Here is a 26330-nt window from a genome sequence, read left to right as displayed (position 1 = left end):
GTTCTTCAGCGGGCTGTATATTTCGCATCCACCGCATCGATGGCATCGACATTGCCCGCCGAACGACCGTTCGGATCGAAGCTCAGGTCGAGAAAACTGTCGGCAATCGCCTTGGCCAGTTCCGTTCCGATCACCCTTGCGCCCATGGTGATGATCTGGGCGTTGTTGGACAGTGCTGCCCGCTCGGCGGAATAGGTGTCATGGGTCAGGGCGGCGCGAATGCCCGGCACCTTGTTGGCGGCAATGCACACACCGATGCCGGTGCCGCAGACCAGTATGGCCTTGTCATAGGTCCCGTCGATCACGCCCGAGGCGACGCGATCGGCCAGATTGGCGTAAAACTCGTCCGGCCCCTTTTCGGTATGCGAGACCTCGTAGACCTCGTAACGGCTCTTCAGATAATCGGCCAGCAGGTGTGCAAGACCTTCGCCCGCGCTGTCTCCGGCTATGGCAAGTTTCATGATATCCTCCTCATAAATGCTTGGCGCAACGGTTCAGAATGTCCAGATAGCCCTCGACCGACCAGGCCGAGCGACCGATGAAAAGCCCGTCGATATGCGGGCTGGCGATCAGCTCCTCGCAATTGCCCGGATTGACCGACCCGCCATAAAGACAGGGAATGGTCCTCCCGAGCATGTCGGCGGCAATGGTGGAAATGTCGCTGTGGCGGGCATCGGCATAATCGGCGCTGGCGGGAATGCCGTGTTCACCAATTGCCCAGACGGGCTCATAGGCGAGGATGATCGGGGCGTTTTTCTGCGTTCCGTTCAGCTTTGCAAGCGCGCCGCGCACCTGCCGCGCCAGCACGGTGCTTGCCTGCCCCGCCTCACGTTCAGCAAGGTTCTCGCCAATGCAGATCAGCGGAATGAGGCCGTGACGCACCGCCGCCTGCACCTTCAGTCCGACGGTCTCGTCGGTCTCGCCGAAATGGCTGCGGCGTTCGGAATGACCGAGTTCGACCAGATCGAGGCCGCAATCGGTCAGCATGGGCGGTGAAATTTCCCCGGTCCATGCGCCCTGATCGGCCCAATGCATGTTTTGCGCGCCCACCTTGACCGGGCTTGCCGCAAGAGCAGCCTTGACCTGACGGGCGGCAGTGAAAGGCGGAATGACAAAGGGCTGAAGGCGAGGGTCGCCGCAGATATCGGCGCCTTTCAGGCCTTCGGCAAAGGCTTCGGCCTCGCCAAGTGTCTTGTTCATCTTCCAGCTCGTGCCGATCCAGGCAGGGTTTGCGCGCGTCATCTGGGTCATAGGTCCTTGTCGTTGATCAGGTACCGGGCGGTGGCCTCATCGGTGATCAGCCCGTACAGCCGGTTGCTCAGCAAAACGGCGCGGATCGCTTCGGCCTTCAGCCTGCCGCCGGCCAGCGCCACCAGTCTTTCGCCTTTTTTCTGCGGGAAATGGGCCGCCAGCGTCCTGTCCGTCAGCGCGGTTTCGAGCACGCGGCCTCTCACGTCGAAGAAATGGCCAAGCAACTCGCCGACACCGCCCTTGGCGGCGATCTCTTCGATTTCGGCGAGATCAAGCATGCCCGATTGCACCAGTTGCGCATGACGATCGACCGTGCCGATGCCGGTCAGTTTCAGATCGGCGCGGTTGGCCATGGCGAAAACCTCACCGACGCCGCGCTGGGCCAGAAGCACATCGCGGTCCTCCGCCGTATTGGCAAAGAAGGGAACCGGCATGACATAGGCGGCGGTGCCGGTTTTTTCCGCCAGCCGGTGCATCACGTCATAAGGATTGGCGGCATAATGGCGGGTAAGCCCGCCAAGCAGCGAGACGAAACGTACTTTGCCGCCATTCAGCCGTGGCAGGTGATCGACAGCAGCCGAGAGCGTGCGGCCATGGCCAAGGCCGATCACCTGATCCTCGCCGCGCTCGATTTCGCGTTTGAGAAAGCCCGCTCCCGCCAGCGCCAGCGCCTTGATCGCCAGCTCATCCTCGCCAAGATCAGGTACAACCTCGCAATAATCGAGACCGAAGCGGCGGCTGAGCTGCATTTCCAGATCGGCGCATTCGACGATATCGCCATCGATGATCACCTTGACCGCGCCATCCGCCACAGCCTTGGCAATCAGCCGATGCGCCTTGACCGAGGCAATGCCCAGACGCTTGGCAACGGCAGACTGGGTCAGCCCGCCGACATAATGCAGCCAGGCGGCGCGCAGGCTGAGAGAAACGTCCGGATCGTTCATCGTGCTGTTTCCTTTCCGCCCATGATCCGCCTCATGCCGCCTGTTCGAGTATGGAGAGCAGGACCTTTCGGGAAAGCGCCACCGGATTGGTCTTCATCGAGGAGGCGCTTTCGGCCATGACGGCTGCTTCATGGAAATGCTCGGGCGTAAAACCCAGCGCCGTGAGCGACCTTAAGCCATGCGCGTGCAGAAACTCCGTGAAGGCTTCGGGTGCTTGCTCTGCCGAAACGCCGAGCGCTTTGCCAATCAGACCAAAGACCTCATCAATACGTTGACGGATGCCCGCATCCTCAACGGCGGCCCGATTGGCCAGAAGGCCCGGCACCAGCAAAGCCCCGCAGATTGCCCCATGCGGTGCATCCATAAGCCCGCCCAGCGGTCCGGCGAGACCATGCACCACGCCAAGACCGGCATTGGCAAGCGCCAACCCGCCGCACAGGCTGGCAAAGGCCAGATCGTCACGCGCTGCCTGATCTTCGCCCTGCATAAGGGTGACGAAGGCGTTGATGCCATCTGGCAATGCACCACGCACCAGCGCATCGCTGATGCGATTGGCCGCATTGGATATATAGGGTTCGATCAGTTGCGTCAGCGCATCGAGGCCGCAATCGCGGGTAAGAGCTTTCGGAGCGTGATCGGTCAGGGCAGGATCGACAATTGCCAGTCTTGCCAGCATGGCCGGATCGCGCAGGCTGACCTTCCGGTGATGCTCCGGCACGCCGATCACCGCATTGCGGGTAACTTCGGCGCCGGTGCCGGCAGTGGTGGGGATGGCGATGAAGGGAAGGGGCGTCTCTTCAAGCGGCAGACCGGAACCGACCACTTCCAGATGATCGATGACCGGGCGGCCGCTTCTGAGAAGACCGGCAATGGCCTTGCCCGCATCGAGAACCGCACCGCCGCCGAGGCTGACAACCACATCCGGGCGATGGACACGGGCGGCTTCAAGCCAGGGCTCCAGCGCTGGAAGCGCCGGCTCGCCTTCAACATGCAGGCACAGAAGATCCGTGTCCTGCCGGTTCAGATCTGCAACAAGCCATGCCGCACGGGCGGCATTTGCACCGTGGACTAGCAGAATGCGGGAACCGAAGGCGCGAATGCGCCTTGCTGAGTCCCGCGCGCTACCGCGCCCGAACAGGATTTCTGTGGCTGTGCGAAAACTGAAAACGGTCTCATTCATCCTCGGCTCCTTTATGACAGGTGCAAATCACCTGCTCCGGTGTCGATGAATGGCGCCCAGAAGGCAATGCTTTCGGCAATCTGTGGGATAACCTCGCGGTCGTTCGGCTCCCTTTCCTTGAAGGACAGTTCGAGACAGATTTCATTGTTGACAGCGCCGCCAGTGGCAAAAGCCTCCAGAAGCGGTTCTGGCTGAATGCGTCCCCTGGCATTGAAGTCGGCGGTAAAGGGCCGGTGCCCGCCCTTGTCCATCAGGCTCTGTTTGATGTGGATGATCGGCGAGTGCTTCGGCACCGCCCGCGCCCAGGCATAGGGGTCGTAATCATCGGGATTGTCGGATGTAACATCGCCATGGTCGATATCGGCCATCATCCACATCGGCACGGCCATATCGGCTTGCTTCAACCGTTCCTGCAGCGCCAGACAGGACTGAATGGTTTCGCCAAACTCCCGGCCAATGCTCATCGGCTCCCAGAACAGGAAGGAAAGACCGGCGGCGCGGGCATGGTCGGCCACGTCGCGCCAGCAATCAATGGCGATGTTGATCAAATCTTCCCGCCGGATGGGATCATCGTAATCGCGATAGGTGAAGATGGCGAATTGCGTGCCGACCGATGTGCCGCCGAGATCGGCGATGATATCGGCAAAGGTCTTGAACCAGTCGATATAATAGCGGCGCACCTCGGCATCGGGATGGCCGAAATGGTTGAGACGGCCATAAGGCCCGGTCATGCCGGAGGTCACGCGCACGCCGGTTCTTGCCATCGCCGCCTTCATCTCCCGCGTCAGGCGGCTCAGCGTTGAGGCAGGCCAGGAGGGATTGATGAATTCATGGGTCAGTTGCAGATCGCGAATTTTCAGGTCGCGCGCCACGGTGTCGATCAGATCGTCCGGTTCGGCAAAGCGATTGACCAGCGGATTGGTGTTCAAGGAAAGCGTCAGTTCCATCACGTTGTCTCTTATGCTGCCTTGGCGACTTCGGTGTCGAACCATGCCCGGAAAGCGGCCAGTTCCGCCTCGCTCAGATGCAGTCCCTCCTTGGTGCGGCGTTTGAGCACGTCGTCAGCGGTTTCGGCCCATTCATGGGCGGCGAGATAGCGCACCTCGGCCTCATAGAGCTGTCCGCCGAAGTGACGGCCAAGACCGGCCAGATCCTGCGCAGTTCCAACAAGCGCGTGGATGCGGGTGCCGTAAAGCCGCCCATAATGCTGCATCAGCGCCCGTGGCATCCACGGATAATGGCTCTTGAGGCTCTCGCTGAAGGAGGCGTAATCGGCACCCGCGATATCGCCGCCGGGAAGCGTCGCCTTGGCCGTCCAGTCTTCTCCCATGCCGGGAAAGAAGGGGGCGAGCTTTTGCAGCGCATGTTCGGACAGTTTGCGAAACGTGGTGATCTTGCCGCCGAAGACATTGAGCAACGGGGCATCCCCGGTCCTATCGAGATCGAAGACATAATCGCGGGTGACGGCGGAGGGATTGCCCTTGCCATCGTCAAACAGCGGGCGCACGCCGGAAAAGCTGGTCAGCACATCGCTTCGGCGTAGCTTTTCCTTGAAATAGCGGTTGACGGCGGCAATCAGATACGCGATCTCGGCCTCATCGGCGCTGACGGCTTCGGGCGCACCGTCATAGGCAATGTCGGTCGTGCCGATCAGCGCCTTGTCACCCTCGTAAGGGTTGATGAAAATCACCCGCTTGTCATGGTTCTGCACCAGATAGGCCTGCTGGCCGGACCAGAATTTCGGCACGATGATATGGCTGCCCTTGACGAGGCGCACCTGACGGCGGCTGTTCGATCCGGCAACCCGGTTGATGATATCATTGACCCAGGGACCGGCGGCATTGACCACCGCTTTGGCCTTGACGCTGCGCACGGAACCGGTGCGGCTGTCGCGCAGCTGGCAGAGCCAGACGCCTTTTTCGCGCCTGGCGCTGAAGCAGGTGGTGCGGGTGAGAATGGTCGCGCCTTTTTCGGCGGCATCCACGGCGTTCAGCACCACGAGACGGGCATCATCCACCCAGCAGTCGGAATATTCAAAGCCTTTTGTGTAGCTGTCGAGCAGTGGCTCGCCTTCCGGTGCGCGGGTGAGATCCAGCGCCCGCGTGCCCGGCAGTTTTTTGCGCCCACCGAGATGGTCGTAGAGAAACAGGCCAAGCCGCACCAACCAGGCCGGACGGTCGCTCGGGCTGTGCGGCAGCACGAAACGCATCGGCCAGATGATATGGCTGGCGGAATTGAGCAGCACTTCGCGCTCGATCAGCGCCTCGCGCACCAGCCGGAATTCGTAATATTCCAGATAGCGCAAGCCGCCATGCACCAGCTTGCCCGAGCGCGAGGACGTGCCTTCGGCCAGATCATCCTTCTCACACAGGATGACCGAAAGCCCGCGGCCCGCCGCATCGCGGGCAATGCCCGCACCATTGATGCCGCCGCCGATCACCAGAAGATCGATGCTGTCAGGGTTCATGTGAGGCTCCATGGGCAAGCGTGTGAGAGGCGAAAGGACAGAGGTTCATCCATGCGCCTCCAGCAATGTTTCCGCTGTCTCTGTTCTGCCGGTCGTGGCCGGTGCGGACGAAAGATCCGACCAGACCGGCTGCAATGCCCGCCGTGTGGCGGCATAGGCGGCATAAAGCCGGTCGAAGCGGGCGCAATCCGCCATGACCGGAGGTTCCGGCGCATCAAGCAGCGGCGAGACCCAGTCTTCGATACAGTCGTCCATCATGCCATAGGCACCGATGGCGACAGCGGCCATCATCGCGGCACCGGCAGCGCCCGCCTCTTCGCGGCTCGATATGCGCACCGGTGCGCCAATGGCGGCAGCAAGGCTGCGGCGCAGCGCTGTGGAGCGGGCGGCACCACCGCTTAAACGCAATTCGGCGGGCATGTCGCCCATGGCGGCATAGCAGTCACGGGTGGCAAGGCTTAATCCCTCGATGACGCTGCGCACCAGATCGGCAAAGCGATGGCGGCTGTTCAGCCCGGTAAAGCCGGCGCGGGCATGGGGATCGACAAAGGGGCCGCGTTCGCCCGCCTCGGAAATATAAGGATGATAGAGAAGTGTGCCCTTCTGGCTCTGGTTGAACCAGTCATCGATCCGGGGAATAAGGTCGCTCAGGCTGGTTTCGAGACCGCACTCGCTGATCAGATCGGCAGCGAGTGACAAAAGCCAGTCGAGATTGATGGTTGCGCCCATATTGGTCTGGACCTGGGTGACGATGCCCGGCAGCGGCAAAGCGATGACATAGCCGGTGCGTGCCGTATTGAGTGTCACGCTCGAGACCGGCTTGGCTCTCAGATGCACCCCTGTCGAGCCAATGGCGGAGCAGGCGGCATTGGCTCGATGGCTGCGCACACCGGCGCCGAGCGCCGACATGGCCATATCGACATAGCCAAGTGCGACCGGCGTGCCGGTGAGCAGGCCGCAGGCGGCCGCCGCCTTTGCCGTCAAGGGATCGGTCTGCTGGGTTCCTTCAAGAATGGGCGGCAGCAGGGCGCGGCGATGAGAAAGGCCAAGTGTTTCCAGCACAATCGGATCATAGGCGCGCGTGCGGAAATTACCGAAGGTGAAGCTTGCTTCGGACGGATCTGTGGCGCGAACCCCGGTGAGTTTCAGATAGAGCCAGTCCTTGCAGTGTAGTGCCACCTCGGCCCGGTCGAGAAGCTGGGGACAATGGCGATCCATATGGGCCATATGGCTCCCCTGCTGGCAGGTGTTGAGGCCAGTGCCGGTCGCGCTAAAGCGCGCCTTGTCCATCTCGCCAGCGGCAAGCTGGCTGACGGTGGACGCGGCGCGGGCATCGAGCCAGAGCCATGCGTCACCCACAGGTGCATTGTCCTTGCCGACAAGCCATGTACCGTCGCCCTGGCCGGTGACCGCAAGGGCTGCGGTGCGGGCAGCAAGGCCGGGCAGTTTTTCACCAAGCGCCTTCAGGGCTTTACAGCAGTCTGCCCATGTCTGGTCGAGTGACTGGGTGACGGAGCCATCCTCGCCGGTCTGATAATGATTGCGCACGGATGCGACAGCCAGTTGTTGACCGGCAAGGGTAAAGGCCACAGCCTTCATCACCGAGGTCCCGGCATCGATGCCGATGATGACATCCGCTTTTGCCTGTTTCACCGCAGCCTCCTCAAACCGCTGTTTCACGCTCCTCCTCCGGAGCGTTGCCGATCCTCTGTCGGCCTCGTGGTCTGTCACTGTGATGGGAATGATCCCATGAGAGTGAGGTATTGATAACATAGAATTATCATAAGTCTCGTAAAAAATTTCTCTATGAGATAATTTTTGCGCATTGTCTGGAAGATATGTCGCGTCCCTTATCCGTGACAGCAAGAAGGCGGGGTGATGGATGGGGGCTGGTTGTTGCTGCTTCGCAATAGATTGGTTGCGGTTGCAATCGATCAATCATATCGCATGATTTGGGTTATATTGCTGTATTTAATAGATGATTTTTTAAATTTCATGATTTTGACCAAGCAATGGATGCTGAAGGCAAGGCTTTGCAGATCATCTGTCTGTTTTGTTGGGGTTGTGGATCGATATTTTGATATCGTCAAAAAATCTGATCAGAGGCAATTGACAGCTCTGATAAATTATAACATGTTTTGGATAATTTATAACACATATCTATCATTGATGGCGATATGGGTGAGGTCATAACCCTGAGGAGAGCGGGGGAATGGCGCAGACGGATACCGGCGTGTGATCTTCGGGTTCCGGCTGAATGGAGGTTTAAGCAGGTGGTCGTTGTCCGACACGGATCGCTTGTGCTTGAGGAGGAATATCGTGACAGGTTTGAGATTATGCAGCTCCGTACTGGCTGTCTTGTTTTCCCCTGTGCGTGAAAAGCGCGCAGGCCGCATCTGAACCCGTTTCTCTATCATCCTTCCCGCCTTGTCCGGCGTTTGCTGCGGCACGCTGACCGCGTGCTTTTGCGTTATGACGAAAAGCGCTGACTGAAATGCCTGGAGGTCTAGAACTTATGAATGCGACGACAGCCGGAAAGCAAAGCCAGGCAGCTCCTGCGGCGAAGCAGGAACGTGTCAAGCCATCCTCAAGAAAAACCCGGTCCTATGGTGTGATAACGGTTGCGGTGCTAGCCATTCTCGCGGCCATGGCGTTCGACACCAAAGTGGTCAAAATTGGCTCTGCCGACGATTTTCGCGCCAAGGTCTTTTCGCCGCAAACCTATGGCGCCGAAGCCTTTCCCAAGATCAAGGCCGATGTCGAGGCGCGCGCTGTCGATGCGGTGAAACTGGCGCAGGCGATCACGGCAGACAAGCAGGCGGCAACCAAGACCTATGGGGTGCCTGCGGGCATTGGCGCGGTCTTCCCGGTGAAATTCACCGGCACTGTGACCGAGCGCAAGGCCAATTACAATGTGGTCAAGATCGATGGCATGGATCCGGCAATCACCGTCAGGGTTCAGACCGGTCCGGCGTTGAACGGCACCGATCTGCGCGATGCCACCGGCAAGATCACCTTTGGCCAGTTCGTCAACCAGATCCAGTATCAGGATGCCGGTTCCGCCATCAACAACGAAGTGAAAAAGGACGTTCTGGCGACACTCAAGCCGGATGAGCTGACCGGCAAGACGGTGAGCGTTGTCGGCGCTTTCACCCTGATCAATCCGAAAAACTGGCAGGTCACGCCCGTCAGCATCGAGGTCAAATAGGATGGCGACGATGATGGCTGAGGAGACAGGCAAGACCGTCGTTCTGGCGGCGCGCAATATTGCCAAGTCCTATGGCAATATCCATGCCTTGAAGGGTGTGAATTTCGACATCTATCAGGGACAGGTGACGACGCTGTTCGGCGAAAACGGGGCGGGAAAATCGACCCTGATGAAAATCCTCTCCGGTGTGGTGCAGCCGACATCCGGCGAGATTGTGCTCGATGGTACAGCCGTCAGTTTTGCCAGTTCCTCCCATGCGCGCGACCTTGGCATTTCCATCATTCATCAGGAATTGAGCCTCGCGCCGAACATGAATGTGCGCGACAACATCTTCATGGGCCGGGAAATCATGACAGCGACCGGCGTCGATTTCGCCGAGGAAGAGCGTCAAACCCGCCTTTTGCTCGAAGAGCTGGAAGAGGATATCGATCCGCTCACCCCTGTCGAGGAACTGCGGCTCGGTCAGCAGCAGATTGTTGAAATCGCCCGCGCCCTGTCGGTCAATTCGCGCATTCTCATAATGGACGAGCCGACCTCGGCACTCAGTGCCTCCGAAGTGGCGGTGCTGTTCAAGGTGATCGGCGATCTCAAACGTCGTGGCGTCTCGATCGTCTATATTTCCCACCATCTGGAAGAGGCGTTGCAGATCACCGATCATGCCGTGGTGCTGCGTGATGGCGCGATGACCGCTTATGCCGAGCGCAAGGACATCGATCTCGAATGGATCGTCCGCAACATGGTTGGCGATGGCTTTGATCTCGGTTCGCCACCCACCGGCTATGACTGGGGTGAGGTGGCGCTTTCTGTCGACGGGCTGACGGTCATGGACCCGTCCGGGGCTGGTTTCAAGGTGGTGGACGATCTGTCGCTCTCGGTTCGCTCCGGGGAAATTCTCTGCATCTACGGCTTGATGGGGGCGGGGCGCACAGAGCTTATGGAATGTATAGCCGGGCGCCTGAAAGCCACAGGTGGACAGGTGAAACTGAACGGGCAGGACATCACCCATTTCAGCATTGCCGATTGTATTGCAAGCGGTCTGGCGCTGGTGCCGGAAGATCGCCAGCGCGACGGCCTGGTGCAGACGATGACGGTCGGCGCCAATCTGTCGCTTGCCAGCATTGGCAGTTTCGCCAGCCGGTTTTTCACCTCACCCGGTCGCGAGCGCAGCCTGATCGAGGATGCGATCCGCCGTGTGCATATCAAGACCGATGGTGGCGGGGCCGCGATCGGCTCGCTCTCCGGCGGCAACCAGCAGAAAGTGGTGATCGGCAAGATCCTGGCGACCAGGCCGGATGTCATCCTGCTGGATGAGCCGAGCCGGGGTATCGATATCGGCGCCAAGGCGGAAGTTTTCCGGCTTCTGGCCGAGGGGGCACGTCAGGGGCTGGCGGTGATCTACACCACATCGGAAGTCAGCGAATGCCTGGCAATTGCCCATCGTATTCTGGTCATGCGGCGCGGCAGGATTTCCGCCGAATTCGGCCCGGATGCGACGAAGGAACAGATCATGGCCGCCTCCGGGCAGGCTCTGGTCGCAGATGATGCGCAAGGGGAGCAATGACCATGGCCGCCATCACGACATCGGAGAAGAAAACCATGGCCCGGCAGGCAAAACGCAAACTCAATCTGGCGCAGATGCTGTTCGAAGCACGGGCATTTTTCGCGCTGATCGCCATCATCGCCGTGTTTTCATCGCTGTCGCCCTATTATCTGTCGGTCAATAATTTCCTGATCATGGCCTCGCATGTGGCGATCTATGGTCTTCTGGCGCTTGGCATGCTGCTGGTGATCCTGAATGGCGGCATCGACCTCTCCGTCGGCTCGACCCTTGGTCTTTGTGGTGTGGTCGCCGGTTTTCTCATGCATGGCGTCACCTTGAAGGACTATGGGATCATCCTCTATCCGCCCGTCTGGGTGGTGGTGGTGTTGACGGCGCTGCTTGGTGCTTTCGTCGGGGCGGTCAACGGGGTGCTGATTGCCTTCCTGCGGGTGCCGCCTTTCGTCGCCACGCTCGGTTCGCTTTATGTGGCGCGCGGTGCAGCGCTGCTGATGACCAACGGGCTGACCTACAACAATCTGAGCGGCAAGCCGGAGCTTGGCAATACCGGGTTCGACTGGCTGGGTTTCAACCGGCTTGGCAGCGTGCCGATCGGCGTTCTCATTCTGGCGGCCGTGGCCATCTTGTGCGCCGTGCTGTTGTCGCGCACCGCCTTTGGCCGCTGGCTCTATGCTTCGGGCGGCAATGAACGGGCGGCAGAGCTTTCCGGCGTGCCGGTGAAGCGGGTGAAGATTGCCGTCTATGTCCTGTCCGGCATCACCGCCGCTTTTGCCGGTCTGGTTCTGTCGTCGCAATTGACATCTGCCGGGCCGACGGCAGGCACCTCCTATGAGCTGACGGCGATTGCCGCCGTGGTGATCGGCGGGGCGGCCCTGACCGGTGGGCGCGGCAATGTGCTCGGCACCATGCTTGGCGCTTTCGTTATTGGCTTTCTCTCGGACGGTCTCGTCATCATCGGCGTCTCCGCCTATTGGCAAACCGTCTTTACCGGCGCGGTCATCGTGCTTGCCGTGCTGCTCAACAGCATTCGTTTCGGTCGGCGTTAGAGTTTGTTCTGAGAAAAAGTGGAACCCGATTTTCCCGAAAAACAAACGGAAACAAAGAAATAGAGAGTCTGCCACTTTTGATGTCTCCGGCTGCACGACGATTGGCCGGACATAAAGAATTCGCGCCGGGGAGGGGCTGCCCCACAGGCCGTCGCGGAAAGCCGCCGGGAAAACCGGCATCGCCTCTGCACATGGAAAGGGAGTGAGATCATGTTCAAGCAGGGAATGAAACTTATGATGGCCGCCGCCGCGGCTTTGCCGCTGATGGCCAGCGTCGCCTTTGCCGATGGATTGATGACAATCATCGTCAACGATCCGTCCAACCCCTATTGGTACACGGAAGGCCAGGTGGCGAAAGCCACAGCGGAAAAGCTGGGCTACACCGCCACCGTCAGCGCCCACAAGGGTGATACCAACACCGAAAGCCGCCTGATCGATACGGCCATCACCAACAAGGCCAAGGCAATCATTCTCGATCCCGCCAATGCTGATGGCTCGATCGGTGCGGTGAAAAAGGCGGTTGCCGCCGGCATTCCGGTCTTCCTCGTCAATGCCGAAATCAACCAGGAAGGTCTCGCCAAGGCTCAGCTCGTCTCCAACAATGCGCAAGGGGCAGCCCTTGGGGCGACGCAATGGGTGCAGGATGTCGGCGACAAGGGTAATTATGCCGAACTCTTCGGCGCGCCTTCCGACAACAATGCCGCCACCCGTTCCAACGGCTATGAAACCGTGCTGTCGCAATATCCCGATCTGAAGCGGGTTGCCAAGGAAGTGGCCAACTGGGACCGCACCCAGGGTCATGACAAGATGCAGTCCATTCTTCAGGCCCATCCCGATATTATCGGTGTGATCAGCGGCAATGACGAAATGGCGCTGGGCGCAATTGCGGCACTGAAGGAAGCGGGCAAACTCAGCCAGGTCAAGGTTGGCGGTTTCGATGGGTCTCCCGATGCCGTTGCGGCGATCAAGGCCGGTGAACTGCAATATACCGTGCTTCAGCCGGTGGCCGTCTTCTCCGCCAAGGCCGTGGAGGAAGCCGACAGTTTCCTCAAAACCGGCAAGACCGGCGCATCCAGTGAAAAGCAGCTGTTCGACTGCCTGCTGATCACCAAGGACAATGTGGCGAAATATACCGCCCCCTTCGTGCTGTCCAACTGAAACGGGAAGGGAAGCGGGCAAGCCCGTTTCCCTTTTTCGCAATGTTTTGCTGACAGGACCGGAATCGGTTACTGAGATATATATCTGATAGGACTGCGCCGATTGTGATCATAACCGGATGAAACCGTGAGCGAAAAAGCCAAAATCGAAACGCTGCTGGCTGAAGAACTGCCAAGCGACAGCCGCCATGCCAGGCAACTGGTGCGAAGGCAGCTGATTGCCGAGGCGGTGATGGCGGAAGGCTCGCTTCGTATCGAGGATCTGACGGATCGCTTCGGTATCAGCCTGATGACGGCGCATCGCGATGTCGATGATCTGGTCAGTCGCGGCCTGTTCCGCAAGACGCGCGGTATCGTTTCGGCCACACCGACCAGCCTGATCGAGGCCAGCGACGTTTATCGGGCCAGTCGGCAGGGGCGGGAAAAACAGCAGATTGCCGATGCGGCCCTGACCTTCATTGAGCCAGGGCAGGCGATTTTTCTCGACGATTCCACCACGGTCCAGCATATGGCCGGGCAATTGCCCGGCAAGGTGCCGCTGACGGCGATCACCAATTCGCTGACGCTGATCAACACGCTGAAGGATATCCGCGATCTGACGCTGATCAGCCTTGGCGGACAATATTACAATTGGTGCAATGCCTTTATGGGCCATATCACCATTCAGGAAATCGGTCGGTTGCGCGCCGATACGGCGTTCATGTCGATGTCGGCGATCTTGGATGATACGGCCTTTCACCAGTCGCCGGAAATGGTCGATACCAAGCGCGCCATGTTTGACAGCGCGGCAAAACGCATTCTGCTGGCCGATACGACCAAGTTCGAGCGGCGGGCGCTGCACTGTTTTGCCGCGCTTAAAGATTTCGATGTCGTCATTGTCGATGACACCATGCCGATGTCCGCTCTGGACCGGCTGCGCGACAAGGGGGTCAATGTCCTGGTTGCCGACGAGGTAAAATCTCAACGCGCCTGAGGGAGGGGAAAACTGTGCCAAGCCTGTTGGGGATCGATAGCGGTTTGACCGTGACCAAGGCAGTTCTGTTCGATGAAACAGGCCGCCAGCTTGCTGTGGCGCGGCGGCGCGTCAGCCAGTTGCTGCCAGAGCCGCGTCATGTCGAGCGGGATATGGCGGGGCTTTGGCAGGCAACGGCAGAGGCCATCCGTGAGGTGATGCGGCTTTCCGGACGGCCGCAATCCGATGTTGCCGCCGTTGCCGCAACCGCCCATGGCGATGGGCTCTATCTCCTCGACCGTCATGGCGCGCCCCTTGGTCCCGGCATTCTGTCGCTGGACAGCCGGGCGGGCGAGCTTGCGAGCCAGTGGTGTGACGGTGAGGCGGCGGATGCCATGCTGCATCTCACCGGGCAATTGCCGCATGCCTCAGCACCGTCCAGCCTGCTCGGCTGGATCGAGCGGCATCAGCCGGAACGCTATGCCCGTATCGGCCATATCCTGAGCTGCAAGGACTGGCTGCGTTATTGCCTGACCGGCACGGTCGGCACTGATCTGACCGAGGCGAGCACCTCCTTTACCGATGTCCGAACCCAGCAATACAGTCGTGAAGCGCTTGATCTTTTTGGTTTGCAGGATCTGGCGCAGGCCCTGCCGCCTGCCTATGCTTCCGATGCGATTGCCGGTTATGTGACGGAAGATGCCGCCAGACGGACGGGTTTGCTGGCCGGGACGCCGGTCGTTGCCGGTCTGCATGACGTGACGGCCTCGGCGCTCGGCATTGGCGGCTATGGCGAGGGCATTGCCGCTGTCATCGCCGGAACCTATTCGATCAACGAGACCCTGACACTGGAGCCGAAGATCGATCCCTCCTGGTTCTGCCGCAATGGTATTCAGCCGGGTGAATGGAACGCCATGGCAATTTCACCGGCCTCGACCACCAATTACGACTGGTTTCTCGACAGGCTTTGTGCGGCGGAACGGCAGGCGCGCGGCCAATCGATCCATGACCTGCTGGTGCCAGAGATCGAAGCAGCCTTCAGCCGCGCCTCTCCGGTGATGTTTCATCCTTACCTTTTCGGTTCACCCTATGGCTCGGAGGCCAGCGCCGGCTTTTTCGGCTTGAATGGCTGGCATGAGCGCGGCGACATGCTGCGGGCTGTGCTGGAAGGCATTGCCTTCAACCATCGCATCCATGTCGATGCGCTGAAGGGTGGTTTTCCTCTGATGCAGGCAAGGCTGACGGGTGGCGTTTCGCGTAATCCGCTGGTGGCGCAGCTCTTTGCCGATGTGCTGGCCATGCCGGTGACGGTGACGCAGACGGAAGAAGCAGCCGCCTGGGGGGCGGCACTTTGTGCCGGGGCGGGCGTCGGGCTCTTTGCCTCCCCCCTTGCGGACCCACGGGACAAGGCCGCAATAGAGCGGGTCTATCGGCCCGATCCGGGGCGGATTTTGACCTATCAGCAACGTTTTGATGTCTTTTGCGATCTTGCCGATGCGATGAAGCCCATCTGGCGGCGCTTGCAGACATTGGGGTAAAAGCGACCGGGGGAGCTATGATGATCGACACACTGTCACAGCAGACAAGGCCGGTCGATGTCGTTATTCTGGGAGCAGGCATCAATGGTGCCGGTCTTTTCCGCGATCTGTGCGAACAGGGTGTGACCTGTGTTTTGATCGACAAGGCCGATTTTGCTGCAGGCACCAGCGCTGCGCCCTCCCGCCTCATTCATGGCGGGTTGAAATATCTGGAAACAGGTGAGTTTTCGCTTGTGGCGCAATCGACGCTGGAGCGCAATCTTTTGTTGAAAAATGCGCCGCATTGCGTTGAACCTTTGCCAACCTTTCTGCCGGTGTTTTCGGTTCTGCGCGGCATTCCGGCTGCCTTGCGCACGCTTTTCGGCTCCACCACCGCGCCACGCAGCCGTGGTGCATTGCTGGTAAAGCTCGGCCTCTGGCTTTATGATGTTTACGGTGCGCGCCACCGGGTCATGCCGCGCCACCGTTTTCTTTCCAAAAAGGCGGCGCGGCAGCGTATTCCGGCCCTGACGGAGCGGATTGTTGCGGGCGGCATCTATTATGATGCCAAAATAAGCCGTCCCGAGCGTCTGGTCTATGAACTGGTGACTGATGGCCTTGCCGCCCATCCGGGGTCAGCTGCCCTTACCTATACCGATCTTGTCGATTGTGATCAGGGACGGCTGATGTTCCGGCTTGCCAATGGCCAGACCCTTGCGCTCCTGCCTCAGCTTGTCGTCAATGCTGCCGGTGCATGGATCGACCGGGTGAATGAAAAGCTGGGTGCGCCGTCAAAGCTGATCGGCGGCACCAAGGGATCGCATATCCTGCTCGATCACCCGGAGCTGCTCAAACAGCTTGATGGTCACATGATCTATTTCGAGGCCGATGACGGACGTATCTGCCTGGTCTATGACTATCTCGGTCTGGCATTGGTCGGCTCGACCGACATTCCGGCAGACGATCCCGAAAGCGTGCGCTGCGAGGCTGAGGAAACCCGCTATTTTCTTGAAAGCCTGCGGTCGCTCTTGCCGGGCCTGAGCTTCAGCGAAGACCAGATCGTCTACAGCTATAGCGGCATAAGACCGCTTCCGGCCTCGAATGCAGACAATCCCGGCCTGATCAGCCGCGACCATTCGGCTCCGGTGATCGAGCCTCAAGGCGCGCGGCGCTTTCCCATCATCTCGTTGGTCGGTGGCAAATGGACGACCTTTCGCGGCTTTGCCGAGGAGGTGGCGGATATGGCGCTGACCCGGCTTGGACGATCGAGACTAAAAAGCACCGAGGCCCTGCCGATCGGCGGTGGCCGGGACTTTCCGAAAACGCCTGAGGCGCGCGAGGCATGGATTGCCCAGACGATCCAGCGTTTCCGGATATCGCAAAGCCGGGCGGAGCAACTGCTTGCCCGTTATGGCACAACGGCTGCGATGGTGCTTGCCTTTGTCTCCGTTCATTCCGATGGAACCCGGCTGGCAGGCATGCCGGACTGGAGTGCGCGCGAAATCGACTGGATCGTCCGGTGTGAAAGCGTCGTTCATCTGGCAGACCTCGTCATGCGCCGCACCAGCATGGCGATTGACGGTTCACTGACCCGTGCCGGTCTGGATGACATGGCTTCGATTGCCGCCGAAGCACTGTCTTGGAGCGAAACGGAAAAAGCCCGCGAAGTGGAGGCGCTGCTCCAGCATCTGCGGGCTTTCCATTCGATAAGATTGTAAGGCTTAGACGCGCTCCAGCGCTACGGCAATGCCCTGACCGACGCCGATGCACATGGTGGAGAGCGAATAGCGCCCGCCGGTAAGCGACAGTTCCAGCGCCGCCGTGCCGGTGATGCGCGCACCTGACATGCCGAGCGGATGGCCAAGGGCGATGGCACCGCCATTGCGGTTGACGCGGGCATCGTCATCGGCAATGCCGAGCTGGCGCAGCGTTGCCAGTCCCTGAGAGGCGAAGGCCTCGTTGAGTTCGATAACGTCGAACTGGCTTTCGCGCATGTCAAGCCGTGCCATCAGCTTCTGGCTGGCGGGTGCGGGGCCGATGCCCATGACGCGGGGGGGCACGCCTGCGGTGGCGCCGCCGAGTATGCGGGCAATCGGTGTCAGCCCATGTTTTTTCGCCGCCGCTTCCGAGGCGATGATCAGAGCTGCCGCGCCATCATTGACGCCGGAGGCATTGCCCGCCGTGACGGTGCCGCCTTCCTTCTTGAAGGGCGTGCCAAGCTTGGCCAGCGTTTCAAGCGTTGTGGCGCGCGGATGCTCATCCTTGTCAACCACGACAGGATCGCCCTTGCGCTGGGGAATGATCACCGGAGTGATTTCCTTGCCGAGACGGCCATTGGCCTGGGCTTCAGCCGCCTTGTTCTGGCTGCGTACGGCGAATTTGTCCTGATCCTCACGGGAGATCTTGTAGTCCTCGGCGACGTTTTCCCCGGTTTCCGGCATGGAATCGACGCCATACTGTTTTTTCATCACCGGATTGACGAAGCGCCAGCCGATGGTGGTGTCGTAAATTTCGGCATTGCGGGAAAAGGCGGTCTCCGCCTTGGGCATGACGAAGGGCGCGCGGCTCATGCTTTCGACACCGCCGGCGATCATCAGTTCGGCCTCGCCGGCTTTGATGGCGCGGGCCGCGGCGATCACGGCATCCATGCCGGAGCCGCAAAGCCGGTTGATCGTCGTGCCGGTGACGGAGACCGGCAGACCCGCCAGCAGCAGCGACATGCGCGCCACATTGCGGTTGTCCTCGCCCGCCTGATTGGCGCAGCCGTAAATCACATCGTCAACTGCTTCCCAGTCGAGGCCCTGATGCTGTTCCATCAAGGCTTTCAAGGGCACCGCGCCGAGATCGTCGGCGCGCACGGAAGAGAGACCGCCACCGAAACGGCCAATGGGTGTGCGGATATAAGCGCAGATAAAGGCGTCTGACATGGTCTTTCCTTACAAAGCCGGGACGATGAGATCGGCGACCGGGCCGTCAAGATGCAGCTTCGCGCCGGTCATCGCCTGCAATTCGTCCATGGTCATGGCGGCAAGTTTTTCGCGCAGAACGAAGCGCTTTTCGACGATATCGATCACTGCATGGCTGGTATAGACGCGGGTAACGCAGCCAACGCCCGTCAGCGGAAAACTGCAGCGCTCCACCAGTTTCGGCTCACCGTTTTTGGTGACGTGTTCGGTGATGACGCAGACCTGTTTGGCCCCATGCACGAGATCCATGGCACCGCCGACGGCGGGCACACCCTTGGAACCGACGCGCCAATTGGCAAGGTCGCCGCTTTCAGCCACCTGATAGGCTCCGAGGATCGCCACATCGAGATGACCGCCGCGCACCATGGCGAAACTGTCCGCATGATGAAAGAAGGCCGCGCCCGGTTTCAACGTCACTGCCTTTTTCCCGGCATTGATCAGATCCCAGTCTTCTTCGCCCGCAGCAGGGGCTTCACCGAAATTCAGAATGCCGTTTTCGGTGTGGAAGATTGCTTCGCGGCCCGGCGGCTGGAATTTTGCCACCATTTCGGGAAAGCCGATGCCGAGATTGACGTAAGCGCCATCGGCAATGTCCTGCGCCGCGCGCCAGGCGATCTGGGCGTTGGAGAGCTTGATGTCGTCGCGTGTGTCGATGCTCATGCGTAGGCCACTCCCTTGCGGATCAGCTCTTCTTCCTGCTGCGGATTGGCGACTTCGACGACGCCATCGACGAAAATGCCCGGCGTGACGACCTGTTCAGGATCGATGCCGCCAGCTGGCAGGATTTTCGAGACCTGAGCAATGGTGGTGGCTGCGGCCATGCACATCAGCGGATTGAAATTACGGCCCGCTTTGCGATAGGTCAGATTGCCCTGCACATCGCCGAGATGGGCCTTGACGATGGCGAAATCCGCCTTCAGCCAGCGCTCCTGCACATAAGGGCGGCCATCGAATTCGGCAATCACCTTGCCTTCGGCCAGTTCCGTGCCATAGCCGGTTGGGGTGTAGAAGGCCGGAATACCGGCACCTCCGGCGCGAATGCGCTCGGCCAGCGTGCCCTGCGGCACTAGCTCCAGCTCGATTTCGCCGGCCAGATAGCGGTCGTTGAAGGCGCGGGCATCGGATGAGCGCGGGAAGGAGCAGATCATTTTCCGCACCAGCCCCGCATCGATCATCGCGGCAATGCCGATGCGACCGTTTCCGGCATTGTTGTTGATGACGGTCAGATTTTTCGGCCCCTTGTCGATCAGGGCGTGGATCAGCTCGATCGGCGCGCCGGAGCCGCCGAAACCGCCGATCATCACGGTCGCACCGTCGCCGATGGCGCTGACGGCATCCGCCAGGCTGGCAATTGTCTTGTCCATGAAAACTCCCGCTGTTTCTCATGAAGGCTGCCTGATGAGGGCAACCCACTCCTCCGCATCAGATAGGCTTGGTTTTCCCTCGACGGCAAGTAAAATGTGCGATATAAGAATTTTGTTCGATTATCGCACGTGGCATGCATGGCAGAGATCAGTGAGCGGGACAGGATGGGCGGTTTGGCGAAAGGTCTGAAGGTGATTGAGGCCTTCAGCCACGAGCGGCCACGCCTCTCGATCAGCGATGCCGCCAGTATCACCGGGCTTGACCGGGCAACCGCAAGGCGCTGTCTGCTGACGCTGTCGGAACTGGGCTATGCCGATTACGACGGCAAGTTTTTCCAGTTGACGCCAAAAATCCTGCGGCTTGGCCATGCCTGGCTGGAGGCGACGCCGCTGCCGGTGATCTTGCAGCCGCATCTTGATCAGCTCTCGGAGGCGGTGGGGCAAAGCGCCTCGGCCTCGGTTCTGGACGGGGTGGAAATCGTCTATATCGCGCGGGCGGCGCAAAAGCGGGTCATGTCGATCAATCTCATGCCCGGCAGTCGTCTGCCCGCCTGTTCCGCCTCCATGGGGCGGGTGCTCTTGGCCGCCTTGAGCGATGAGGCGGCCGCACAGCTTATCGATCGCTCCGATCTCAAAGCCCATACGATGCACACCATTACGGACCGGCAGGCGCTGCTGGCGCAGATCGCCCGCGTCAGGGCGCAGGGCTATGCGGTGATCGATCAGGAGCTGGAAATCGGTCTTTGCTCGATTGCCGTTCCGGTGCGCGATGACCGGGGCATGGTGGTGGCCGCGATCAATATCGGCGCACCGGCGGCGATCATCCCCGCGGGTCAGATGGTGGAGCGGTTTCTTGAACCGTTGCAGATGACGGCGCGGACATTGCAGCCGCTGCTGCATGGGCCTCATCGGTGAAATCCGTCAGTTTCTGCCGTTCCATCATGCGCCATGCCCGCGGTGTGACGCCGCATTCGCGGCTGAAAAAGCGGGAAAAATAGGCCGGATCGGCAAAGCCCAGAGCAAGGCCGATATCCTGCACGCTGGAATGGCTGAAGATCAGCTCCTGCCGTGCCGTTTCGAGAAGCTTTTGCGTGATCAGCTGTTGCACTGTTTTTCCGGTTCTGGCCTTGGCGATGCGGTTGGCATGGGTGAGCGACAGGCCGAGACGGTCGGCATAAAATCCGGCCAGATGCTGCTGACGAACATGCGCGGCAATCAATCCTGCCAGTGTTTCCATGCGCGCCGTATCGGGATCGAGCGCCGGTCCCTGGCCGCTTTGCGCCGCATCGGCGATGGTTGTCAGCATGATGAGCAGGCTGGAGACCAATCCCATCAGCAGCGCGCTTCTGCCAATTGCAGGCCTGTCGTTCAGCGTCTTGATCCGCCTGATCGTCTCGGACAGATAGGCTTCATCCGCATGGCTCAAAAGCGATAACAGCACCGGATCGGCAAGATGCCGCCGCAGCACCGTCTGCACCGCAAGCGGCAGGGCGGCAGGCAGAAGCGTAACGATCACGCCTTCGATATCGCGGGAAAAGCGAAAGCCATGTTCGAAACCCGCCGGCACGAGAATGGCGGTGGGCGGGGTGATGGCAAAGGTCTGCCCCTTTAGCACCGCTTCGCCATCCCCGGCATGAAAGTACAAGAGTTGTAGAAACGCCTCATGCCGGTGCAGGTCGATTTCAAAGCGATATAGATGGCTGCGGGCGTAAATTGTCTCGCAATGCATCCAGAAATCCGGCTCTGTATTAGAATTTTCGCCATAAAGGCGATAGGTCGGAATGGCCTTCTGCTGCATCGTCTTTCTCCTCCGTGTTCGGATAATGCAATTTCTGGATCGAAAAATCCATTGAGAACGGCCTCGGCCCGCGTCAGTTTTTTGACAGGAGACAAATTGGAGGAACTGATCATGCGCACACAGGTTGTTATCATCGGGTCTGGCCCGTCCGGTCTGCTGCTGGGGCAAATGCTGCATCTGGCGGGGATCGATGCCGTCATCCTTGACCGGGTGAGCAAGGACTATATTCTCGGGCGCGTGCGTGCTGGCGTTCTCGAAGAAGGCATGGTCGCCATGCTGGAGCGGGCGAAAGCTGCAACCCGCCTGCATCAGGAAGGTCTGCCGCATGACGGTTTTTCGCTGGCCTTTGATGGGCGCGATCATCGCATCGATCTTCATCATCTCACTGGCGGCAAGCGGGTCATGGTCTATGGCCAGACCGAGGTGACCCGCGACCTGATGGAGGCGCGCGAGGCGGCAGGCTGTCAGACCATCTATGACGCCACCAATGTCCAGCCGCATGATTTTGATGGACAGACCCCCTATGTGACCTATGAGAAGGATGGGGTGACGCACAGGATCGATTGCGATTTCATCGCTGGCTGCGACGGATTTCACGGTTCTAGCCGGAAAGCGGTGCCACAGGCGGCGATCAAGGAATTCGAGAAGATCTATCCTTTCGGCTGGCTCGGTATTCTGGCCGAGGTCCCGCCGGTGTCGCATGAGCTGATTTATGCCAACCACCCGCGCGGCTTTGCGTTGTGCTCGATGCGTTCCACCACCCGCAGTCGTTATTACGTGCAATGCCCGCTGGACGACAAGGTCGAAGACTGGAGCGACGACCGGTTCTGGGATGAGATCCGCCGCCGTCTTCCCGCCCATCATGCCGAGGCCATGGTGACGGGGCCATCCTTTGAAAAATCGATTGCGCCGCTGCGCTCCTTCGTCACCGAGCCGATGCGTTTCGGCCGTCTGTTTCTGGCGGGGGATGCCGCCCATATCGTGCCGCCGACCGGGGCCAAGGGCCTCAATCTCGCCGCCAGCGATATTTTCTATCTGAGCGAAGGCCTGATCGAGTTCTACAAGGACAAATCCACTGCCGGGATCGATGCCTATTCGGCGCGTGCCCTGTCGCGGGTGTGGAAAGCGGTTCGTTTTTCCTGGTGGATGACAACGATGATGCACCGTTTTCCCGATACCGGCGATTTCGGTCAGCGGATTCAGGAAGCGGAGCTGGATTATCTCGTCGGCTCGGTTGCCGCTTCAACCGCGCTGGCGGAGAATTACGTCGGTCTACCTTATTGAAGCAAGGCGGCGGCCTCGCGGATCGCTTTCATCATCACCAGATGCGCCGATGGCAAAAGCGCCTCGGCGCGGATGGTGAGGCCGACCGGTCCGCGCGTGGCCGAGCAATCGATCGGCAGTGCCGCCAGCACGCCATCGCCAATATCGCGGCTGACGACGCCTTCGGAAATGATCCAGACGGCATTGCTGCTTTTCAAAAAGGCGCGGCCGAAAGAATCGGACACGGTTTCGATCTGGTTCGGCAGAACCGGAACGCCATTGGCAATGAGGAAACTTTCGACGAAAGGGCGGATGATGGCGGTTTTCGTTGGCATCAGCACGGTATAGGCGCGAAGCCGCTCGAACAGCGCCGTCTTTTCCCCGATCAGCGGATGTCCGGCCCTGACGGCAAAAACCACCTGTTCGGAATAGAGATGTTCGAAGGAAAGGCCGGTCATCTTGTCGGGCGCGGCCAGCCGTCCGACCACCATATCAAGCTCGCCAAGGCGCAACTGGTCGAGCAAGACCGCATTGTCGCCGGTGACCACCTTGATCGGGCTGCCGGTCTCGGCGGCCAGAAAGCGCTGCATGGCGGCGGGCATGATGCGGGTAGAGACGCTGGGCAAAGCCCCAATGCGCACCGGTGGTCCGGTCTTTTCCGCCTCCTGCGATACCGAATCGACCGCCTGTTGCAGCGCCGAGATCGTAGCGCCTGCATGGCGCAGAAAGATTTCGCCATAGCGGGTGAGCTTGATGCCGCGCCCGTCACGCTCGAACAGCGCAACAGACAGGAGTTCCTCCAGCTCGCGTACCGTTTTCGTTACCGCCGGCTGACTGACATGCAGGCTCTCAGCGGCCTTCATCACGCTTTTTTGCCGTGCCACTTCGAGAAAGCTTTGCAGATGGCGGAATTTTATGCGCTGGTCGATCATCTATCATAACCTATAGGTTATTGATTGGGAAGAGAATGTCATTTTACTTAACCGAATTGCCAGAGCAATATCGATGTCAGGAGGAAAATCCATGGACTTTCTGCGCAAAGACGACGTGACCATCCATTATCGGGCAAAGGGTCTGTCAGAGGGCAAGCCTGTGATTGCCTTTGCCAATTCACTTGGCACGGATTTTCGCATCTGGGACGAAGTGATCGCGCTTTTGGGTGATGACTATGCCACCGTCTGCCATGACAAGCGCGGCCATGGTCTCTCCAGTCTGGGAAAGCCGCCCTATCGCATCGAAGATCATGCCGATGATATGATTGCGCTGCTCGATCATCTCGGGGTGAAGAACGCTTATATCTGGGGCCTTTCCGTTGGCGGTCTGATTGCCCAAGGGCTTTATGCGAAACGGCCCGATCTGGTGAAGGCGCTGGTGTTGAGCGATACCGCCCACAAGATCGGTACGCAGACGATGTGGAATAGCCGGATTGAGGCCATTCGCACCGGCGGGATTTCGCCCATGGTCGATCCGATCATGGAGCGCTGGTTCACGCCGGGCTTTCGCCGCGATGACAATGCGGTCTATCAGGGCTGCCGTGCCATGCTGGAGCGTCAGTCGGTGGAAGGCTATTGCGGCACCTGTGCGGCCTTGCGCGATGCCGATTTCACCGAGGCTGCTGACCTCATCGCCGTACCGACGCTTTGTGTCGTCGGCGATCAGGATGGCTCGACCCCGCCCGATCTCGTGCGCTCTCTGGCGGGTTTGGTGCCGGGCAGCCGTTTCGTCGAGATTGCCGATTGCAGTCACATTCCCTGCATCGAACAACCCGGCGCCTATGTCGAGGCGGTCAGGGCATTTTTGAACAGCGTTTAATCTGGAAAGGGGCAGACATGGCGGATGATGGTGAGGTGTCGAAGGCGTATCGTCAGGGCATGACAACGCGGCGTTCGGTGCTGGGCGATGCCCATGTGGACAGGGCGAGCGCTGCGGCAACGGCCTTCGATGCGCCGTTTCAGCAACTCATCACCGAATCCGCCTGGGGCACGGTCTGGGCCGGTACGCACTGGACCAAGCGTGAGCGCTCCATGGTGACGATTGCGCTTCTGGCCGCGCTTGGCCATGACGAGGAAGTGGCGATGCATATCCGCGCCACTGCCAATACGGGTGCGACCCGCGAGGATATCCGCGAGGCGCTGATGCATGTGGCAATTTATGCAGGCGTGCCCGCCGCCAATCACGCCATCAAGATCGCCAAGGGTGTTTATGCCGAAATGGATGCGGCACAGGCTGGGGAAGCCGCACGATAGGCCTGAAGCGGTTCATCATCATTGTTTGCTGCAGGAAATAAGGAGGAGACGATATGAGCAATAAACCACCGGAAACAGGCGGGTTTTTCGCGCGCGACCGCGCCATGCATCCACCGGCCTATACGCCCTGGTACAAGACCACGGTTCTGCGTGCGCCGCAGCGCGCGCTGATTTCGCTGGAAGGCACGAAAAGCGAGATCACCGGCCCGGTCTTTGGCCACAATATGCTGAATGAGCTGGATAACGACCTGATCCTCAACTATGCCAGGCCCGGCGAAATGGCGATCGGCGAGCGTATTCTTGTGCATGGCCGGGTGCGGGATGAACGGGGCGTCGGCGTTGCAGGCGCGCTTGTCGAGTTCTGGCAGGCCAATGCCGGCGGTCGCTATCGCCACAAGAAAGAAACCTATCTCGCGGCGATCGACCCGAATTTCGGTGGCGTCGGACGCACGATTACCGATGAAAATGGGTTTTACTGGTTCAAAACCATCCGCCCCGGTGCTTATCCCTGGCCGAATGGTGTGAATGACTGGCGTCCGGCGCATATTCATTTTTCGATTTTCGGTCATGGTTTTGCCCAGCGCCTGATTACCCAGATGTATTTCGAAGGCGACCCGATGATCTGGAATTGTCCGATCATCAAAACCATCCCGGACGAAGAGGCGATCCAGCGTCTTGTTGCGGCGCTCGATATGAACGCAACGATCCCGATGGATATGCGCGCCTATAAATTCGATATCGTGCTGCGTGGCCGCCGCTCGACCCTGTTTGAAAACCGTAAGGAGGGCAACTGATATGGTGCAATCGCTCGGTTACCTGAAGGAATCGCCCTCACAGACGGCAGGGCCCTATGTTCATATTGGCTGCACGCCGAATTTCTGCGGCATTGAGGGCATTTTCGAGAAAGATCTCGGCTCCGGTCCGCTCTATAACGACAAGACCAAGGGCGAACGCATCACCATTCGTGGCGCAGTTTTCGATGGCGGCGGCTATGCGTTGAAGGATGCGCTGATTGAAATCTGGCAGGCAGATGCGGACGGGCTTTACAATAGCCCTTCGGAAACGCGCGGCGCGGCGGACCCGAATTTCCTCGGCTGGGGCCGTAATCCCGGCGATATGGCCACGGGCGAGTTTGTCTTCCACACGATCAAGCCGGGCAAGGTGCCGTTCAAAAACGGTGTCTGGATGGCGCCGCACATTACCTTCTGGGTCGTGGCGCGCGGCATCAATATCGGCCTGCAGACGCGGATGTATTTTCCCGAGGAAGAAGAGGCCAATGCCGCCGATCCGGTGCTGGCGCGCATCGAGCACAAACCGCGTATTCCCACGCTGATTGCGAAGAAGGACGGCGATGACTATCGTTTCGATATTCGCCTGCAAGGCGAAAACGAAACCGTCTTTTTCGATATCTGA

25 protein-coding genes are annotated in these 26330 nt (G+C 59.7%); 13 read left to right on the top strand and 12 right to left on the bottom strand.

The genetic code is table 11. The annotated features are described in order from the left end of the window. Positions 1-5: 5 nt before the first annotated feature. The 7 genes from derI to NAC44_RS13155 are packed head-to-tail and all read right to left on the bottom strand — an operon-like array spanning position 6 to position 7522. Positions 6-461, bottom strand: a complete 456-nt coding sequence (gene derI, locus NAC44_RS13185; protein ID WP_250941413.1) for a D-erythrulose-4-phosphate isomerase — start codon at positions 459-461, stop codon at positions 6-8. 10 nt (positions 462-471) lie between these two features. Further along, positions 472-1242 carry a triose-phosphate isomerase gene (locus NAC44_RS13180; protein WP_250941411.1) on the bottom strand — a complete coding sequence of 257 codons (771 nt, stop codon included), beginning with the start codon at positions 1240-1242 and terminating at the stop codon, positions 472-474. 5 nt (positions 1243-1247) lie between these two features. Beyond that, entirely contained in the window at positions 1248-2195 is a 948-nt protein-coding gene (locus NAC44_RS13175) for a sugar-binding transcriptional regulator (protein ID WP_250941409.1), read from the bottom strand. Positions 2196-2226: 31 nt separating this feature from the next. Then, positions 2227-3375, bottom strand: a complete 1149-nt coding sequence (locus tag NAC44_RS13170; RefSeq protein WP_250941407.1) for an iron-containing alcohol dehydrogenase — start codon at positions 3373-3375, stop codon at positions 2227-2229. Between the two features lie 11 nt (positions 3376-3386). Next, positions 3387-4322 carry a sugar phosphate isomerase/epimerase family protein gene (locus tag NAC44_RS13165; RefSeq protein WP_250941405.1) on the bottom strand — a complete coding sequence of 312 codons (936 nt, stop codon included), beginning with the start codon at positions 4320-4322 and terminating at the stop codon, positions 3387-3389. A gap of 11 nt (positions 4323-4333) precedes the next feature. After that, positions 4334-5842, bottom strand: coding sequence for a glycerol-3-phosphate dehydrogenase (locus tag NAC44_RS13160; RefSeq protein WP_250941403.1), 1509 nt, complete (start codon positions 5840-5842; stop codon positions 4334-4336). A 45-nt stretch (positions 5843-5887) separates the two neighbouring features. Further along, complete coding sequence (locus NAC44_RS13155; RefSeq protein WP_338022086.1) at positions 5888-7522, bottom strand: FGGY-family carbohydrate kinase; 1635 nt, start codon at positions 7520-7522, stop codon at positions 5888-5890. Positions 7523-8357: 835 nt separating this feature from the next. On the opposite strand from NAC44_RS13155, the gene NAC44_RS13150 reads away from it, so the two are divergent. The 7 genes from NAC44_RS13150 to NAC44_RS13120 all read left to right on the top strand — a co-directional run bounded on the left by NAC44_RS13150 (position 8358) and on the right by NAC44_RS13120 (position 16998). Further along, complete coding sequence (locus NAC44_RS13150; protein WP_420839932.1) at positions 8358-9050, top strand: DUF2291 family protein; 693 nt, start codon at positions 8358-8360, stop codon at positions 9048-9050. A gap of 13 nt (positions 9051-9063) precedes the next feature. Then, positions 9064-10611, top strand: coding sequence for a sugar ABC transporter ATP-binding protein (locus NAC44_RS13145; protein ID WP_250941402.1), 1548 nt, complete (start codon positions 9064-9066; stop codon positions 10609-10611). A gap of 35 nt (positions 10612-10646) precedes the next feature. Beyond that, positions 10647-11654: an ABC transporter permease gene (locus tag NAC44_RS13140; protein ID WP_420839937.1), complete on the top strand. Its 1008-nt coding sequence runs from the start codon at positions 10647-10649 to the stop codon at positions 11652-11654. Positions 11655-11864: 210 nt separating this feature from the next. Beyond that, positions 11865-12812, top strand: coding sequence for a D-ribose ABC transporter substrate-binding protein (locus tag NAC44_RS13135; protein ID WP_250941398.1), 948 nt, complete (start codon positions 11865-11867; stop codon positions 12810-12812). Positions 12813-12938: 126 nt separating this feature from the next. After that, positions 12939-13784: a DeoR/GlpR family DNA-binding transcription regulator gene (locus tag NAC44_RS13130; protein ID WP_250941396.1), complete on the top strand. Its 846-nt coding sequence runs from the start codon at positions 12939-12941 to the stop codon at positions 13782-13784. A gap of 14 nt (positions 13785-13798) precedes the next feature. Beyond that, on the top strand, positions 13799-15301 hold the full coding sequence (locus tag NAC44_RS13125) for an FGGY-family carbohydrate kinase (protein WP_250941394.1): 1503 nt from the start codon (positions 13799-13801) through the stop codon (positions 15299-15301). A 20-nt stretch (positions 15302-15321) separates the two neighbouring features. Beyond that, on the top strand, positions 15322-16998 hold the full coding sequence (locus tag NAC44_RS13120) for a glycerol-3-phosphate dehydrogenase/oxidase (RefSeq protein ID WP_250941391.1): 1677 nt from the start codon (positions 15322-15324) through the stop codon (positions 16996-16998). A 3-nt stretch (positions 16999-17001) separates the two neighbouring features. Here NAC44_RS13120 and pcaF read toward each other — a convergent pair whose 3' ends face one another. The 3 genes from pcaF to NAC44_RS13105 are packed head-to-tail and all read right to left on the bottom strand — an operon-like array spanning position 17002 to position 19610. Next, complete coding sequence (gene pcaF / locus NAC44_RS13115) at positions 17002-18207, bottom strand: 3-oxoadipyl-CoA thiolase (protein ID WP_250941389.1); 1206 nt, start codon at positions 18205-18207, stop codon at positions 17002-17004. 9 nt (positions 18208-18216) lie between these two features. Next, positions 18217-18906, bottom strand: a complete 690-nt coding sequence (locus tag NAC44_RS13110) for a 3-oxoacid CoA-transferase subunit B (RefSeq protein ID WP_250941387.1) — start codon at positions 18904-18906, stop codon at positions 18217-18219. Then, complete coding sequence (locus tag NAC44_RS13105; RefSeq protein WP_250941385.1) at positions 18903-19610, bottom strand: 3-oxoacid CoA-transferase subunit A; 708 nt, start codon at positions 19608-19610, stop codon at positions 18903-18905. Before NAC44_RS13105 ends, NAC44_RS13110 begins: the two co-directional genes overlap by 4 nt. 147 nt (positions 19611-19757) lie before the next feature. On the opposite strand from NAC44_RS13105, the gene NAC44_RS13100 reads away from it, so the two are divergent. Next, entirely contained in the window at positions 19758-20525 is a 768-nt protein-coding gene (locus tag NAC44_RS13100; protein WP_250941498.1) for an IclR family transcriptional regulator, read from the top strand. On the opposite strand, the gene NAC44_RS13095 is transcribed toward NAC44_RS13100, so the two are convergent. Next, on the bottom strand, positions 20431-21408 hold the full coding sequence (locus NAC44_RS13095; protein WP_250941383.1) for a helix-turn-helix domain-containing protein: 978 nt from the start codon (positions 21406-21408) through the stop codon (positions 20431-20433). The genes NAC44_RS13100 and NAC44_RS13095 overlap by 95 nt on opposite strands. Before the next feature lie 111 nt (positions 21409-21519). On the opposite strand from NAC44_RS13095, the gene pobA reads away from it, so the two are divergent. Beyond that, positions 21520-22692, top strand: coding sequence for a 4-hydroxybenzoate 3-monooxygenase (pobA, locus tag NAC44_RS13090; protein ID WP_250941382.1), 1173 nt, complete (start codon positions 21520-21522; stop codon positions 22690-22692). Here the strand turns inward: pobA and pcaQ are convergent. Further along, positions 22686-23603: a pca operon transcription factor PcaQ gene (gene pcaQ, locus NAC44_RS13085; RefSeq protein ID WP_250941379.1), complete on the bottom strand. Its 918-nt coding sequence runs from the start codon at positions 23601-23603 to the stop codon at positions 22686-22688. The two genes, pobA and pcaQ, sit on opposite strands and share 7 nt — an antisense overlap. Before the next feature lie 91 nt (positions 23604-23694). Here pcaQ and pcaD point away from each other — a divergent pair, with 91 nt between their 5' ends. Genes pcaD through pcaG form a run of 4 tightly spaced genes read left to right on the top strand, consistent with a single transcriptional unit; the run spans position 23695 to position 26330 of the window. Further along, entirely contained in the window at positions 23695-24483 is a 789-nt protein-coding gene (pcaD, locus tag NAC44_RS13080) for a 3-oxoadipate enol-lactonase (protein WP_250941377.1), read from the top strand. Between the two features lie 17 nt (positions 24484-24500). Then, the gene (pcaC, locus tag NAC44_RS13075; protein WP_250941375.1) at positions 24501-24917 is read left to right on the top strand and encodes a 4-carboxymuconolactone decarboxylase; all 417 of its coding nucleotides are present in this window, start codon (positions 24501-24503) and stop codon (positions 24915-24917) included. 53 nt (positions 24918-24970) lie between these two features. Then, a complete protein-coding gene (pcaH, locus tag NAC44_RS13070) occupies positions 24971-25711 on the top strand; it encodes a protocatechuate 3,4-dioxygenase subunit beta (RefSeq protein WP_338022085.1) in 741 nt (246 codons plus the stop codon). Position 25712: 1 nt separating this feature from the next. After that, positions 25713-26330, top strand: a complete 618-nt coding sequence (gene pcaG / locus NAC44_RS13065; protein WP_250941373.1) for a protocatechuate 3,4-dioxygenase subunit alpha — start codon at positions 25713-25715, stop codon at positions 26328-26330.

Origin of the sequence: Allorhizobium sonneratiae, assembly GCF_023700755.1 — a bacterium.
GTDB classification, from domain to species: Bacteria; Pseudomonadota; Alphaproteobacteria; order Rhizobiales; family Rhizobiaceae; genus Allorhizobium; species Allorhizobium sonneratiae.
The sequence above is the reverse complement of the archived record's forward strand: the minus strand, read 5'-3'. Positions and strand labels throughout refer to the sequence as shown.